This is a genomic window from Williamwhitmania taraxaci (assembly GCF_900096565.1).
Lineage (GTDB): Bacteria > Bacteroidota > Bacteroidia > Bacteroidales > Williamwhitmaniaceae > Williamwhitmania > Williamwhitmania taraxaci.
This window is the reverse complement of record NZ_FMYP01000040.1, coordinates 22098-38672: the sequence shown is the minus strand read 5'-3', so window position 1 is coordinate 38672 and position 16575 is coordinate 22098. Positions and strand designations below refer to the sequence as shown.

The 16575-nt window shown below is 42.7% G+C and carries 10 protein-coding genes and 1 pseudogene; 1 reads left to right on the top strand and 10 read right to left on the bottom strand.

The features are described from left to right. The 8 genes and pseudogenes from BLS65_RS18620 to cas6 (BLS65_RS11100) all read right to left on the bottom strand — a co-directional run. Positions 1-216, bottom strand: a pseudogene (locus tag BLS65_RS18620) (hypothetical protein); the annotation flags it as partial. Between the two features lie 444 nt (positions 217-660). Next, on the bottom strand, positions 661-1719 hold the full coding sequence (locus BLS65_RS11135) for a CRISPR-associated protein Cas7 (RefSeq protein WP_092438964.1): 1059 nt from the start codon (positions 1717-1719) through the stop codon (positions 661-663). A gap of 14 nt (positions 1720-1733) precedes the next feature. Continuing rightward, positions 1734-3128, bottom strand: a complete 1395-nt coding sequence (locus BLS65_RS11130) for a hypothetical protein (RefSeq protein ID WP_092438962.1) — start codon at positions 3126-3128, stop codon at positions 1734-1736. A gap of 11 nt (positions 3129-3139) precedes the next feature. Then, a complete protein-coding gene (locus tag BLS65_RS11125; RefSeq protein WP_092438960.1) occupies positions 3140-5308 on the bottom strand; it encodes a CRISPR-associated helicase/endonuclease Cas3 in 2169 nt (722 codons plus the stop codon). Then, positions 5309-5902, bottom strand: a complete 594-nt coding sequence (locus tag BLS65_RS11120; protein ID WP_092438958.1) for a hypothetical protein — start codon at positions 5900-5902, stop codon at positions 5309-5311. 49 nt (positions 5903-5951) lie between these two features. Then, the gene (gene cas6 / locus BLS65_RS11115; protein ID WP_092438956.1) at positions 5952-6611 is read right to left on the bottom strand and encodes a CRISPR-associated endoribonuclease Cas6; all 660 of its coding nucleotides are present in this window, start codon (positions 6609-6611) and stop codon (positions 5952-5954) included. An 885-nt stretch (positions 6612-7496) separates the two neighbouring features. Next, positions 7497-8192, bottom strand: coding sequence for a DNA-binding domain-containing protein (locus tag BLS65_RS11105; protein ID WP_092438952.1), 696 nt, complete (start codon positions 8190-8192; stop codon positions 7497-7499). A gap of 103 nt (positions 8193-8295) precedes the next feature. After that, positions 8296-9060: a CRISPR-associated endoribonuclease Cas6 gene (gene cas6, locus BLS65_RS11100; protein ID WP_092438950.1), complete on the bottom strand. Its 765-nt coding sequence runs from the start codon at positions 9058-9060 to the stop codon at positions 8296-8298. A gap of 355 nt (positions 9061-9415) precedes the next feature. On the opposite strand from cas6 (BLS65_RS11100), the gene BLS65_RS11095 reads away from it, so the two are divergent. Next, positions 9416-12322, top strand: coding sequence for a triple tyrosine motif-containing protein (locus BLS65_RS11095; protein ID WP_092438948.1), 2907 nt, complete (start codon positions 9416-9418; stop codon positions 12320-12322). A 61-nt stretch (positions 12323-12383) separates the two neighbouring features. Here the strand turns inward: BLS65_RS11095 and BLS65_RS18280 are convergent, their stop codons facing one another. Both BLS65_RS18280 and BLS65_RS11085 read right to left on the bottom strand, forming a co-directional pair. Continuing rightward, positions 12384-14207 (bottom strand): family 16 glycosylhydrolase, encoded by a 1824-nt coding sequence (locus BLS65_RS18280; protein WP_170830088.1) that lies wholly within the window; start codon positions 14205-14207, stop codon positions 12384-12386. 72 nt (positions 14208-14279) lie between these two features. Beyond that, positions 14280-16523, bottom strand: a complete 2244-nt coding sequence (locus BLS65_RS11085; RefSeq protein WP_212590539.1) for a glycoside hydrolase family 3 N-terminal domain-containing protein — start codon at positions 16521-16523, stop codon at positions 14280-14282. Positions 16524-16575: the final 52 nt, after the last annotated feature.

Below are 16575 nucleotides of genomic sequence, written 5' to 3'. Positions count from 1 at the left end.
ATCGAACGGTTTCTCGAACTGGTTGCGGTAGGTCTGTTCGCTAGATTGGCTAAAGCGACCCAGCTGTAAGAAATTTATCCTACCTTTGATACTCAAAATGTGCCAAAGAACGCTTACAACAAAATCTTTGCGAGTTTTATTGAGTTTATTAAAACAGTCATTGTTTAATGTGCTGTATATGTAATACTTAACAATATTACTGACCTTAGGAATCATGCTTAGAAAATTACTGGAATAATCTTTTAAGATACTGATTTCTAAGGTCTTATTCAAATTTATTCACGCCTATTTTTCTGATTGTCAAATATTTACACTAGTTATTACCGAACTATTGTTTACTGCTATAAGGGTCTTACACCGCAATTTTTCTGTCGCTACCGCTGCAAGGGTCTTCGACCACAATTTTTCTATCGCTACCGCTGCAAGGTCTTACGCCAAAACATTCCTGTCGCTACCGCTATAAGGGTCTTCGACCACTTACAGGGTTGCTCTACCGAAGGGGTCTTCTACCACAATTTTTCTATCGCTACCGCTGCAAGGGTCTTCGACCGCTTACAGGGTTGCTCTGCTTACGGAATATAAAAACGCTTGCAGGTGCTGCGCACGCTGCAAGGTTTTACTAGTAGATAACATTCCATCGTTGGAACAACGTGGAGGCGTCTATTTCATTTGGTTTTCGTAATCGAAGGCCATCATCAGGTCTACTAGGTGCTGCTGAGCATTATCAAGGGCATCAGCAACCTCTTTTTTAGTTCTAATATATCCGGCCGCCGAAAGCGAAACAAAGGAGTTTACTCCAGCTAACTCTTCCTCTATAATGGGCACAGCCTTATTATCGTCCTCCTCATGCAGTTTTGCTCGAATACTACTCGCAATCTTATTTGCATTATCGCTAACCGAAATAGCTAGTGTCTCCATCAAGCTAAAGGTGCGCGATTGGTTGGAGGTAATAGACCAGTTTACAATTGCGTAGGCTAAGGCTGGAATCAACTTCGCCCGAATAGCCTTAGGTGCAACTAAACATTTGCCAAAAATATTATGGCACTCAACCCAACCATTTGCAAGTAACTTTGCCTCTGTTTCAGCAGATATTTCTGGCTCCAACGGATTTTGGAGCACGCAAAAAAGTCTGCGTAAATCAATGGCCATGTCTTGGATAAAAAGGCCATTTGCCCTTTTGTTGTCTGGAATCCATTTACGGCTTAAGCTGCGATCCTTCCCCGTAAGCAGAGCTGCAATTTGATCTTCCGATAATACCTCGCCCTTTTCATTCCGAACAATTACAGCATTATTGGGTCTATCGCTTCTATCAAACGAAATGTTTTCGTTAGGCGTGCTCGTAAGCAAGGGATGTAACCCTCTCATTGCAGAGATTGAGAGCGGGCTTCTGCGCTTAATGGTGCGCTCGGTGCCTCCCTTTGACGCTTTCATCCAGCCACCAAGTAGCTGATCGGCGCTGGAAGGATCGCAGGTAGCATAAACTTCCCCCTCTTTTAGCTTGCCATCCTTGTCTGCATCAAACAAAAAGGTTGTTGGGGCAGGTATCTCATTCAATGCATTAGACAATGCATCAATGAGCGATCGCTTAACCTGCTGCCCGCTCGAATAGGGAACAGCTGTTCTAAATTGTGGATCGAAATAGGTCTTTTGACCATCGGCTACACAAAAAACGGTGTGCTCTGCGCGCTTTAGCGTGCGAATGTAAATTGTTGAGTTCATAGTATTCGTAAGTTTTAGGTTCGTTCTTGGAAGGCATAATCGAATTTCAGCAGCACAACAAAGTAACCAAAGTCCTCATGGGTCATAAGGTGAACTCTGTCGCGTAACCCTTTAAATAGTTCCAGCTTTTCAGTAGCCACATCTTTAATTACATCGCTTAGGCAATCTAAAAAAGCCTTTTTAGTCTTAGCCACCAAGAGTTCGCTCTTAATAAGGTTTCCTCTATCAGTTCTTGTGGTAGCTTTCTTATACTCATGAAGCGCAGCAGCAACTTCGGCGGTATAATCTAGAATCTCTTCCTTGTTTTTCGTAATCATAGCAACTAGCCAAGTTTTAAAAGTTCGAAATGGAATAATATTTTGGTTGTAATCCTTTTGTTCTGCCTGAAGCTGTTTGTAGGCCAGCTCATCCTCAGTATCCGTCTTTTTAAGAGATATCGAAGGCTTTGCAAAGTTGGGCAACTTTGCTTCGGTAAAGTACTTCCTGAGTCCCTCCGGTTCCAAAGCCTGCAAACCAATTGCCCCAAGCTCGCATGCCCGTTTTATATGAATACCAAATAATGCTTCATAATCCTTAGCATCCTTAAGCGAATCATTCTCTCCAAAGAGTTGCCTATAAATATGAATAAGTTTACGCCCCTGTTTGAAATGAAATGGATAAAACCCCAGCGTTTTATTGGTTTGGCCTAATCCAAAGATATAGCCAGGAATAACCCTATCGGAATAGTGCTTGGAAAGGTTGAAGAATAACTTACTCCATTTTATGGTATTGGCCTGAATTAGGGTGGCATCTTGCGTGAATATACCAGCATTTTCAAGTGTTGTAAAGTCGAAGTTCTCTCTAAAATCTGAGCTATAGAAGTAATTTAACCATTGGCCATTCCATGTTATAATCTGATTGCCCCTAATTTTACTAATGGCTTCATCATTTAAAAAATGACGATAGTGCTCCCAACCTCTATAAATATCCAATAGAATTTGTTCATCGTTAAAGAGCAATGAAAACCCACCAGCGATTCCAATGCTCAGACTACTTCCAATCCAAGTGTAGTAAACATCCTCATCTGATATTTCTATTACCATATCGGTTACCGAGCCCGAAGTGGTGGCAAACTCCTTGTCCTCCGATGCGGGGAAGCCAATGGCAATGCTCGCATCGCGGTCGCCCTGAATTATCTTCTGGTGCAGGTTTTCCAACTTTTCAAGCCTCTCCACAGAAGTTAAGTTTTCGGGTTTTTGCACTCCTCTCATCTGAACAAATGGGGAGTTTTGCGCCCACATCATATATTTAGGATGGTTAAAGAACAACTCAAAGTATACCTTGTCGAAAAACTCCTTTGGAGTATAGCTCTTTTGGTATGTTTTGTTGTAGGCGTTTAAGAATGTTCGTCCAATAACGGTTGTTATCATAGTTCCTATATTTATAAGAATTCAAAAGTTGTGTAGAACTCAGGCTTTAGCATGAGCATATTAAGGCCCAGCTCATGGCTGTATGCGCTACTGGGTACAATAAATGGCCGACTACCATAGATCGATTGCCGTAGCATTTTAAAGCTATAGTTGAATTTAGCCGGTATCTCCATACCTACTCGAGTATCATAATCGGACTCCCTATAGGATATTTCGTCGTCTTCGGTAATACAGGCCACACTATCAATCTCAAGCAATTCAAAAAGGATGGACTTATTCCTATGGGTAAGAAAATCTATTTGCCATTTACCATCTTGCTTAAATACCGAATGCTGCTCAATATTCAGCACATCAATATTGGGAAATACAGTGTCAATTTTTTCCTGTAAGCCTCGCTCCTTTAAAATTTCATTGGTAGCCAACACATCATAGCTGCGGACTAGCACCTCCTTCTTGTACGGTCTACAATCGGTTTCCTTCTCAGGAGGCTGAATAACGTATACTGGCATAAATCGCCCAATAGTAGCCTCTGTTCTCTTTCTATTTATGCGACCAAAACGCTGTATAAGTGCGTCTAATGGAGCAGTTTCTGTCACCATTATATCGAAGCTAATATCTAGGCTAACCTCAACAACTTGTGTTGATACCACAATACACGCTTGTGTTGAGGTATTAAAAGTCCCATTGGGGGCACCCTCTTCATTTAAGCCAAGCAACAACTTTTCCTTTTGCGCTCTATCCATTCTTTTGAATCGGCTATGGAGCAAAATAATCGGGACATTGGGGTATTGCTCCCTAAAGTAAGTATACTGCTCCTGTGCATTCTGTACCTTGTTGCACACCACAAGAACCTTTTTACTCTCGGCAATTGCATGAGCAATTTCGGCATATCCATCGTTCCATGTGGCAATCTTATGCACAGTATGCCTATCAAAAGCATCCATCTCTTCATTGGATAGCTTAACCTCTAGAACATTTTCCTTTCCAAGAACCTCCATTACCTGCGCGTAGAGTGCCGTAGGCATTGTTGCTGTGCCTATATGAATTCGACAGTTTAAATGCTTTAGAACCTGTACTATTTTAAAGACAATGGACTGTGTAACTCCACTATAGGTATGGATTTCATCGAGAATAACATCGCACCCCTCCAAATCGGCAATGGTTGCTTCAAAACCCTGTAGGCCAAATGCAATAGAAGCAATTTGATGTGGAGTTAGAACCTTAATGGACGAACCAATATGTCCTTGTATGGTCTTTTCTTCTACGGAAGTTCCACTAACCACAATCTGAGAAGAGGAATGCAGCAATCGAATATCTAGGTTTGGATTTGTCTCCTCAAGATCTCTCTTTACCCTTTTATACATGGCATTTATTGAGGCCTGAAAAGGAAGGGTATAAAACACTCTACCCTTACATCTTCTGAAGAGAAAATCGGTTTTGCCTGCACCCGTAGAGGCAACAATCATGGTGTGAGGTTTAGAGGAATCCGATTCTTTAAGAGAAAGAGGGTATAATGGATGCTTTCGGTTAAAGTAAGTAAGATTTGGCGTTTGAAAGATTCTACTCACCTGCTCCTGTGTTTTATCGCCCAAGGCAGAAGCAAAATGATCGGCTCCAACCAATAACCCTTTCCATTTAGAATAACCTTGCTGCTTAATGGCATTATCACAATAATCGAGTACAAACAAATAATTTGACTCAGCCTCCTGTAGCGAAAGCAAACGACCACTAACGCCAAATCCTTCTAGTATTTCAATTGCTTGGGGCATCCATAAATCCCACTTCTCTGCATGCACCACAAAGGAATCATCACAGCTGTCGTCTAAATCGAGTATTCCCTTTGCCGTCGAATTATTTGGGGTTCGAATCGACTTATGGTGCCCTACCACCATCTCAATTAATTGTGGATAAATTGCGGGATCGAATAAGGAGATAAACAAGATGGAGGCTATCTCATGCCGAAAAAAGCGTTTAGGCCTTACCCCCTCTAGCTGTGCTTGAAAAATAGGACTAGCCTTCCCTATATCGTGAAGCAAGGCTCCTGCCCGAGCAATAGAAACATCGAGATTTTTCGCATTTGCAATTGTTTCGGCTACTTGCCTTACCTGCTCCAAGTGCTGGAAAAGTGGAGTATTATCGGGAGCCCCCTTTGCTTTAATATGCTTGCAAGGAATGTTCATCTAGTAAACATTTTTAACCGGATGCCCAACGGTATTAAGCCATCCATACATTGGTTTATTACCATCGAATCGGTTATAACCAACCATAAATGAGTTGTCGTTCTCTTCCATCATCAGTTCAAACCCATTAAAAACCTCCTCATTCGTATTAAACTCATTCTCCTCAACCTCAAGAATCTCCTCATCGGGGTATAGCATATCCTCATTTCGAGCAAGACAAATATGCTGGCAAGATGCAATTTGAGCATCATCATAACTTTCAAAAGCAAGCCATAGCACTGGGTTAATCAAGACCCCCCGTACAAGTATGGCATAGGGCCGCTCGTAGGTTCGGTTATTGACGGTACCTTTGGCATTCCAGCCGCGAGGCTGTATTTGCTCTTGCTGCTGCGATATTCCCGAATAAGATAACCGATGTCGTTTCACCTTATATATTCCAAACTCTTTCTCCAACAACTCAGGGAAAAGTTTTCGCTCTATACCTGCTAATATGGAAGGTGTCAAAAACTGTTGGCTATAAGTTTCGCTATCGCGAACGGCAGTCCAAGGCTTTATAAACCCAAAAGGACCTGAATATTTTACGATATATAACATTGCTGCTGCTTTATAAACTTCAAGTGTTGAAAACCTTGAAGGATTGGTTTTACTTTATTGCCCCTAATCCAATGCCTGTTGAATTTCCTAGCCCTACGTTCCAAGCAAAGCCCTTTGTGTCTGGTTTTCCTTCAATTATTATGGGGCACCAGCTGGCCTTGTTTTCAACACCATTGTAATGTACTAATTTGGTTCCTGCCTTAGGGTAACTTAAGTCAAACGCTATTTTAAGCGTATCATCTACTAGCCCTACCTTTTCCATCTTTTTTCGCAGTGTTTCAACCAGATATACTCCCGCCAGTGGATCGGTATAGAGAATATGCTGAATTGAGGATTCAATCCGTCGCTTAATAAAGATTGGGCTCGCTATATCGAAACGATCTTTATCAGAGAAATCAGGCTCAGGCTCAAGGCAAATCTCTTTCACCTCTAATCCACCAAACATTGACGAATCGTGCTGTATCCCTTTTATCAGCTGTCCTACTAACTCATTATCGTAGCTGCTTATAAAAAGGTTGCATTCGCTATCAAAGTGCAGCATTCCATTCTTAAACTTACCTCCATTCAACCATGAATATGAAAACAGAGCTAATTCTCCATGCACAGTGTTGTTATCACCTATCCACTTGTGAATTGTTCCCGTAAGCAACGGCTGGTGCATAACGGGTATACCTTGCTTTGGTGCCTTAATCTTTAAATGTATTCGCATATGTTTGGTTTATTAACTCCATTTAGTCTAAAAAGCAACTACCTTAATTATATATCAAAAAACTAACGATTAGGATCATTTGTTAACCTTTGCTCAAATGACGTCCTAATACGTCTGTATATATCTTCATTGAGAAATGAGGACCTAAAATGAGGACCATCAAAAATAATCTGAATGATCTGGCTTGCAAAATATCCTTGCATAGAAAGTAGCCTAATCCAATCCTTAATGTAATTATCCAATTCGCTTTCATCCATAAGATGGTGATCAAAATTCATAAAAACCTTATAACTATCCATATCATATATTTTATATTCTGCAAATATAAAGAAATATTCCAATATAAGTTATAGATTAAAATAATTAGTTAATTTGATTTATTACCTCCTTAATCATATCTTTGCCAATGTAACCATTCGAAGGAATTGAAATATATATGTAATTGATTAATCTAATCGTATCAGAGTGGATTATAAGGAAACCTATTCAGGTTTCCTTTTTTTATATAGCAACGGCTGGTTCATAACGGGTATACCTTGCTTTGATGCCATAATCTTTAAATGTATTCGCATATAGTTGTATCTGTTTATTATCGTTTTGCCTATCAGGGCAAGTATTCTCCACTGCTTACATATACAATCAAACCTTCTACATCTTCAAAATCGAGAAGGTTTTTTAGTCGCAATCACTCCTCACTTCCGGGGCCTTACGTCGCCATACTATCGAGCCTTACGTCGCCATACTATCGAGCCTTACGTCGCCATACTATCGAGCCTTACGTCGCCATACTATCGAGCCTTATGCCGCCATACTATCGAGCCTTATGCCGCCTTTCTTTTTAAAAAAAGCCGCATGGTGGTTTAGGAACCACCATGCGGACAACTATTATTTAACAGTTAGGTTACTGTTAATCCAGCCAATTCTCAACTCTTTAGTGTTCTTAAATAACACCCGCACCTCAACGCTATACTCCCCTTGGGGAAGCGTAGGAATAAGGAAATCGATTTCAGCCGGCTTGTTGCGCGAAACAGTGGTCACTCTGGTTTCGGTTCCGTTACTGGCAATAAAGAAGATACCCTGTTTTGGATCGGCCTCGTCGTATTTAAGGCGCGAACCCTTCAACACAGCAATGTTTCCTGGAGTAAGGATATCATTGCGTGTACCCGAGCCCTTATCATCAAGATATTCGGGATCGGGTTTAGGAGTGGCACCCTTTACCTTCTCAACCGATATGCTACCCACAACACCCTTAATTCGTAGGCCAGGAGTAATATTCACTCTAACGGTATGCCGACTGCGGTCGAAGCTATCATCGCTACCGTTAAATACACCCTGAATAGATGGGCTTAGGTTGAAGAGTGGAGTATTAATGCCGTAGCCCTCCTTGAGCAGCTGCTCGGTGGCTAGGCCATACTCCTCCATAACCGATAAAGCCTCAGCCCTTGTTACGGTTGAACCACGGCTTATCATCAGGTTAATCACATCGTCCTGAGTCTTTGACTCGTAGAATTGCACCACAGCCATAAAGTCGTCTGACTCGGACGTTAGGTGGTTTTCAAATAATGCATAGCGTAATGGCATAATAAACTAGTTTAATTGGTTTCACAATTCCCACGAAGGGTGCCATTGTAAGCGATTACTTGCGATTAAGTGCGATTAGAACTATTGTGTATGCTTTGAATATTTACTGTAACTGGCACATACCGAAGCCCATGCTATTGTCCTCACCAAATCCGGCAGCATAGCCCATTTGGAGCAAGGCCGAATCGGCCGATAGCCTAAAACTAAATTGGTAACCAATAACCTTAATTGGATATTCGCCACTCTGTTTTAGGGTAATGCCCTTTTGCTTTGGCTCGCCCAACAGCTCAAACTCAGGCTTAACGATATCGATATAATCATGCCCGTGGTATAGCTTATACTTTTGTTTAAGGTTCCCAATAAGAAGCGCACCAAAGCGGCAATCGGTTGGCGATATATACTCCTTCGATCTATCGTCGCGGAATGAGGAAACAACCACTGGCGAGAGGGTTTTGAATACGCCCCAAGTGGTAAAATCTTCCTTGTTTTCGAGGGTTATGCTACCTACGCGAAACCGGCCTTGACTAATTCTATCGCCAAGAATCATTGTTTGGTTGTGAAATACCCCTTTTATAAACTCTTCGGTGGAGCGTTCGGGCAGAAAGGAAAGCCGGAACGAAATCTCTGGCGATAGCACATGCAATCGATCGCCTACAATGTTGCGTTTCGGTGTAATAAGGTGCGAAAAGCAGAACAACTTAAAGGTTTTGCTACCACAGGAGAAACCATTTGTATGTAGCCAGGTGGCATAGTCTCTGTCGCCTTCGGCAATGGTGCGGTATATCCACGAGGCAAGCTCGTATTGGTAGTTAATAGGTAGGATTGGCGGTGCATTTCCATCAACAGCCAACTTAATTTCGAATCGCATAGTTCAAAGTTCTTAGTATTGGCAATATTTGGGTTTAGTGACAACCTAAAGGTCGTAAATATTTTCTTTAATGTCAATACCAAATCTAATATATTTTACAATTATTATTGAAGGCTACCCCGTTATGTAGGTATTAGTAGCCTTGCTTACACTTTAACCATTATCTATTCTACATCTCATTGTCCATGAATATTCGCTATAAATAGCTCCAAATTGTTGACAGTTGCTATCGCTCATTCTCGATTTGTTAGCACTTCCTATTGCAAAAATTATCGGTATTAAGGACTAGGAAACGGATAACAACCAAAATCATTTATTTTATCTATATTTCGATAAAAAGATTCAACACCAAGCTATGCGTAAACTTCTAATAACTGGCCTTTTCCTATTCATAATTGTTTCCGGTTTTGCCCAAGTAAAAGAGAAGGGCACTCCCTTAATGCGGAACTTTAAAAAAGCGGAATATGGTGGTGGAACCCAAAACTGGGGCATTAGCCAAGACAATCGTGGATTTATGTATTTTGCCAACAATAACGGCGTGCTGCAATTCGATGGTCAGTTCTGGAACCTATTCACCATGCCCGATAGCAACAAACTCGTGCGATCCATTCTTTGCGTAGGCGACACCATTTATACTGGGGCATTTGAAGAGTTTGGCTACTTCCTACGCGACAACCAAAAGGGACTAGTTTACCATTCGCTCATGCCGCTTTTAAAGGATAAATCCGTCAATATTGAGGAAATATGGCGTATTACAAAAGTGGGGCGAAAAATCATTTTCCAGAGCTTTAGCAAGGTATTGATATTTGAGAAGGAAACCATTACCATTGCTACACCTCCTGAACCATTACAATTCTCATTTTTGATAGGTAAGGATTACTACGTTCAGGGCAAAAGTGGCAATATCTATCTTCTCCACGGGAATACGATTGAACGCTACAACGACAAAGGCACCTTTAAAGGCATTCAGGTATGGGCCGTGCTCAAAATCTCCTCCGAAAAATACCTTTTCGCCACCATCAACCATGGGGTATGGATATTCTCAGAGGGAGTATTTAAACCCTGGAACAACGCGGCGAATACCTTTCTAGTGCGTAACCAGATATTTTCCGCCTCAGCTATTCCGAATGGATATATAGCCTTTGGAACTATTCAGGATGGGTTACTCATTACGCAAGAGAATGGCGAAGTGGTGCAATACATCAACAAGCGCAAAGGCCTTCAAAACAACACCATTCTTAGCACCTACGTGGATTGTAACCATAATCTTTGGTTAGGCCTTGATAACGGAATCGACTACCTCGAACTCAACTCACCACTCTCATACTATAACGAAGGGCTAGGTTTGCTTGGAGCTTGCTATTCGGTAAGTATTTTTAAATCCAGATTTTACGCAGGAACCAATCAAGGTGTATACATGGCTCCTTGGGAAACAAGAACCAATACACTTTCGACCGCACCATACTTCGAGCGTATGGAGACCACCAACGGGCAGGTATGGTCGCTCAGTGCTATTGATGGGAATCTATTCTGTGGCCATAACTTTGGTACATTCCTGGTAAACAATACCGCTCAAAAGATATCGGAAAAAGAGGGATCCTGGCAGTTTCTTCCACTTAGGAATCATCCAAATAAGTTCATAGTGGGCAAGTATAATGGACTACATCTCTACGAAAAGAAAAATGGGAGTTGGCAATTCTCGAAGGAGATTGCCGGATTCAACGAATCGTCGAGATTGCTTGCCGAGGATGAATATGAAAATCTTTGGATGGCCCATGGCTATAAGGGAATATTCAAAATTGTGCTCAACGATCAAAAAGATAGCGTTATTGCCTCATACCTCTACGACCAATCCAAAGGCTTTCCTCAGAGTGGTGGTATAGCCGTTGATAAGGTTCGTAATCAGGTTGTGTTTATTACTTCCACCGGTATATTTCGCTACAATGCCATTACCGATACGATGGAACGCTACTCTGAATTCAACCGGCTATTGAAAGACTCTACCAATATTCGCCGCTTAATTGAGGATAAGTATGGAAACATATGGGTACTCAAGAAAAACGATATATCTCTTCTCAAACACGAATCGTCCAACGCCTATAAGTATGTAACCACTCCCCTTAATAAGTTTGGCAACAGCTTTGTAAGTTCCTACGAGAATATATTTGTGGATAACATGGCCAACATATTTGTGGGTACTGAATCGGGCATCATCCACTACGACGCCACCTTCCCAAAAACGGACACCCTTCCATACGCATGCTACATAAAGCAGATGCGATCGCTGGTCACCAATGGGCCTGTTTTATTCGACGATTACGGAAATAGCGCTAGCGGCTCGCTGGAGATTCCTTACCGACAGAACTCGATTAGCATCATCTACACAGCACCTCGCTATAGCGAACAAAACTTACAGTATAGAGTATGGCTCGAAGGGCTCGATACGGATTGGTCTGCTGCCACAGGGATAACCCATAAAGAGTATACCAACCTCTCGCCAGGGAAATATACTTTCCATGTTAAAGCAAGGGATTCCGAGGGGCACGAAAGCACCGAAGCCATAACGGTATTCACCATTGATTACCCAAGGTACCTATCAAAGTTGGCCATTGTTTTATATTTGCTGCTGCTTACCGGAGCAAGTATGGTTGCCCGAAGAGTGGTAAAAAAGAAGATTGTAGATGCTACAGCCAAGTTAGAGAAGGAGAAAGAAAAAGAGTTAAAGTCGCAGGAAGAGGCCTACGAACGCGAGGCATTGATTGCCGAAAAGGAGATTATTAAGCTGCGAAACGAGAAGTTGCAAGCCGAGATTGAAACAAAAAAGATTGATGTGGATGGCAAAAACCGCGAGCTGGCAAGCATTGCCTTACACATTACCCATAAAAATGAATTCCTTAGCAAGATCAAGGTGAAGCTGGAGGCGGTAGCAAAGAAGTTGAGTTTAGTTTCGCAGCGAGAAGTAATGGAGCTAATCCAGACTATCGATTCCGATATCAAGCTTGACAACGAATGGCAGCGGTTCGAGCTTCATTTTGACGAGGTACACGATAACTTTCTCAAGAAAATTAAGGAGACCTATCCTACCCTAACACCCCATGAGCTAAAGATGTGTGCCTACCTAAGGCTAAACATGAGCACGAAGGATATTGCACAAATGCTCAACATCACCGTCAGAGGCGTTGAAATAAGCCGGTACCGATTGCGCAAAAAGTTGGGAATTGAGAGTGAAACAAACCTTATCGACTTTATGTTGAGTCTTTAAAACCAACAAAACAAAGGGAATGCGAAAAGGAGATGAAGAAAGGTATAACAGAAATAGGTTGTTATTTTTTCAAAATCAGCGTGGAGTATTGAGCATCCTTATACGTTACCCGAAACAGATGAAAACCGTTTGAGAGCAAACGAATATCGATTGTTCGGCTATCGCTATTGGCAACCAACTCCGTTCGACCAAGCATGTCCATCACCACAATTTGAGTGGGCAGTTCGCTGTTGTTCAATGGCCGAATGGTGATATAATCAGAACATGGATTTGGGAAAATGCTAAGCCTATCGGATAAGCCATCAAGGAGAGTAGTGGAGGTTAGTCCATCCTTACTGATCTCAATTTTATCGATCCAGAGCGAATCGCTGGCAACCTTTCCATAGAAACCGTAGTCGACAAAGAACCGTATGCCAGCTACTGCCTCTTTATTAATGCTGCTACCATATGTAGGGGTATTTGAACCCCACTTGTTGGAAAAATCCATTTGGTAGCAATGAAATACACCATCGGGTAGTGTTGGGTTGAATTTAAACACGGGAGTTGCATCAGCAAACTTTCCATCCACATCGAAAGGATCGGCTCTTACCAACACAGAATGGCTAAGGTTAAATGTTTTCATCCAAATGGCAAGATGGCTAAGGGACGCCATGCTAATGGGGTTTGGGAAGGTAAAATCCACATAAGGGTTCACACTCGGATCGACTATACTATACTTAATAAGCAGGAGGGTATCCTGCTTACTAAGCGTAATAGTATTGCCACCGCTGGTAAAGGGAGTCCAGCCCTCGGTTCCCGAAGTGTTAAAATCCACAACGGTAAACTTATCACCAGTAGGCGAAGTAATTAACAAAACCGCCTTCGAGTAGGTCCCCGCAGCTTCAGGATGTTCAATTTGAACCTGAACCAATCCGGCAACCGTTCCCCAGTTAACCTGAATTTGGTTAGTTCCTTGTCCCGAAAGAATCGTGGCACCCTGGGGAACACTCCACTGGAAAGTGGCGCCCACAATATTTTGGGTTTTAAATGCCAATCCGGTTGCGTTGGCAGTAACGTTTGCAGGACCGTCAACCTTAATATCGGACTTAGCAATGTTCTGGTAAACTCGGGCATAGTCCACAGACATATTCTGGGGCCAAATGTTGGGATCCACTCCCTGTGCACCACCCCAATTTCCCCCTACTGCCATATTTAGTATAAAATGAAAAGGTTGATCGAATGGCCACACCTTATAGTCCTTATGCTCATTGGCAAACGAATAGTATTTAACGTTGTCAATAAAGAAATCAACCGTTTCGGAAGTCCATTCAATGGCATAGTTATGGTAGGTAGTTTCAGCATCGGCCACAACGTAAGTGCTGGTTTTTTGCGTGCCAATTACGTGATTATATGCTTCCGTATGAATGCTTCCGTGCACATTTCCAGGATCGTATCCAACATACTCCATGATATCAATCTCCCCACTCGAAGGCCAATTACCGTAGCTCCAATTTGTAGGAAGCATCCATATTGCAGGCCATGTTCCTTTGCCACCGGGCAGTTTTGCCCTAACTTCAAATCGACCATATAACCAATCACCCTTATTGGTAGTAACCAACCGCGCCGATGTATATTCCTTGCCTTCAAAGGGCTCCTTGCGGGCTTCAATGGTAAGGTATCCATTCTCGACCCGAGCATTCTCGAGGCGATTACTGGTGTAGTACTGCAGTTCGTTATTGCCCCATCCGCTACCGCCTACCTCATAGCTCCACTTAGCCTGATCGACCAGTCCGGCTGTTCCAAACTCATCATTCCAAACCATTACCCTAATTTGAGAAAACGAGGGTAGTTGCATCAACAATATCGCAGCAATAACAAGTAAACTCCGTTTCATTATCAGCACCATATTCTGCAAATTTAACAATCGAAGAGAATAAAAAAACACCGGGAGTAATGAAACATTCTCCCGGTGCCGCCCCTATTGAGCTAGCCTAAAACCTAATTCTTGCACCTCTGCCGAACTAGAACCTATGAAAACCTTAAAATCACCATATTCAGCCTTGAACTCCATATTTCGATTATAGAATGCAAGATCACTGGCCGTTAACTTAAACACCACTACGGCATCTTCTCCAGCCCGTAAAGCTACTTTTCGAATACCCTTAAGCTCCTTTACCGGACGAGTAACACTACCTACCATATCGCGGATATAGAGCTGAACGATCTCCGTTCCGTCGTATTTGCCAGTATTCTTCACATTTACTGTAACGGTGAGCGTATCTTTCATTCCCATTGTAGGACGATTAATCCTAAAATTTGAATAATTGAACGTAGTATAGCTCAAGCCATAACCGAATGGATAGAGTGGAGTATTTGGTGAGTCAATATACTTGGAAGTATACCTAACCGAATCGATCCGAGGTCTTCCGGTGTTCTTATGATTATAAAAGAGGGGGATTTGACCCGTAGAGCGGGGAAATGTCATGGGCAACTTTCCTGATGGATTATAATCGCCAAACAGCACATCGGCAATTGCCGGTCCACCCATGGTTCCCGGAAGCCAAGCCTCCAGAATGGAAGGAACCTGCTGATCCATCCATTCCAGGGTGAGTGGACGTCCATTCATCACAACCACAACCATCGGCTTATGCAGCTCATTGAGTGCAAGAACCAAATCGCGTTGAACACCAGGAAGATCGAGGTAAGCACGGCTCAAAGCCTCACCCGACATCATGGCAGCTTCGCCAACGGCAACAACCACAACATCGGCTCGGCGAGCCGCAGCTAACGCTTGGGCAAAGCCGGCTTTAGAATCACCGGAAATTTCGCAACCCTTCGCATAAATAACCGAGGAATTTGGCATCTTATCCTTGATTCCTGTGAGCATGCTCACTACGTCCTTTGCTTCACCTCGAGCCGACCATGTTCCGATTAAATCATCTTGATTATCGGCCATAGGTCCAATCACAGCAATGGTCTTAACACTTTTGCTTATGGGTAATACATTATCATTCTTGAGCAAAACCATGGACTTGCGGGCAGCGTCTCGAGCAATATCGAGGTAGCGTGGATTAAGCAACTCCTTCTTCTCGCGAGCAGTATCGCAATAACGATAAGGATCCTCAAACAATCCCAACTTATATTTCAACCGTAAAATTCGTTTTACCGATTCGTTAATTTGTGCTTCGGTAATCTTACCATCCTTTAGTAATTTTGGGAGTTCAGCCGTATAAAAGTGAGCTTCCATATCCATATCGATTCCTGCATTCATGGCCATTTCCGATGCTTCATACTGATTGGCGGCAATCCCATGCGGTAACATCTCCATAATTGAGGCCCAATCGGAAACGACAAAGCCATCGAATCCCCACTTCTGCTTAAGCAAGTCGTGTATCATCTCCTTATTTCCGGTAACAGGAACCCCGTTGAGCTCATTAAATGAGGACATAAACGTGGCCACTCCGGCATCGAGAGCCGCCTTAAAAGGGGGCAAATAAACCTCGTAAAGAGTACGCTCCGAAATATCCACGGTGTTGTAATCGCGGCCGCTCATGGCTGCGCCATATGCAACAAAGTGCTTTGCGCAAGCCAAAATGGTTGTGCCATCACCAAGGTTATTTCCCTGAAATCCCTTAACCCGAGCAGCAGCAACCAACGAACCATAGTAAGTGTCCTCACCGGCTCCTTCCATTACCCTTCCCCAACGTGGATCACGCGCAATGTCTACCATAGGCGCAAATGTCCAATGCTGGCCAGAAGCAGCAGCCTCAATGGCAGCAACCCTTGCCCCCTTTTCAATGGACTCAAGGTCGAAGGAAGCGGCATCGCCAAGTGGAACAGGAAATATGGTTTTGTATCCATGAATTACATCATAGCCAAATATCAGAGGAATACCAAGGCGGCTCTCCTCTACGGCAATCTTTTGAATTTTAAGGGTATAAGCGGCACCGTTCACATTTAACATGGAACCAACTTGCCCCTTTCGAATCGCATCTTGGTAAGAAACAGCAAGAGTAATGGGTCCAGTAACCTCGCCATCGCCGGTAAGTTGGTTGAGTTGCCCAATTTTCTCGTCAAGAGTCATCAACTTGAGCAGGGAATCTATTTTATGCTCAGTAGCTGTATTGTTAGAGAAAAATCGTTTAGGAGCCCCATTTTGAGCGGCACCACTACAGCCAACCATAAGTAGCAACACAATGAGTAGTATCGTCGGTTTATTCATTTTCGTTGGTATAAATTATTAAAGGGATAGGGTTACCCCTACCCCTTTTATA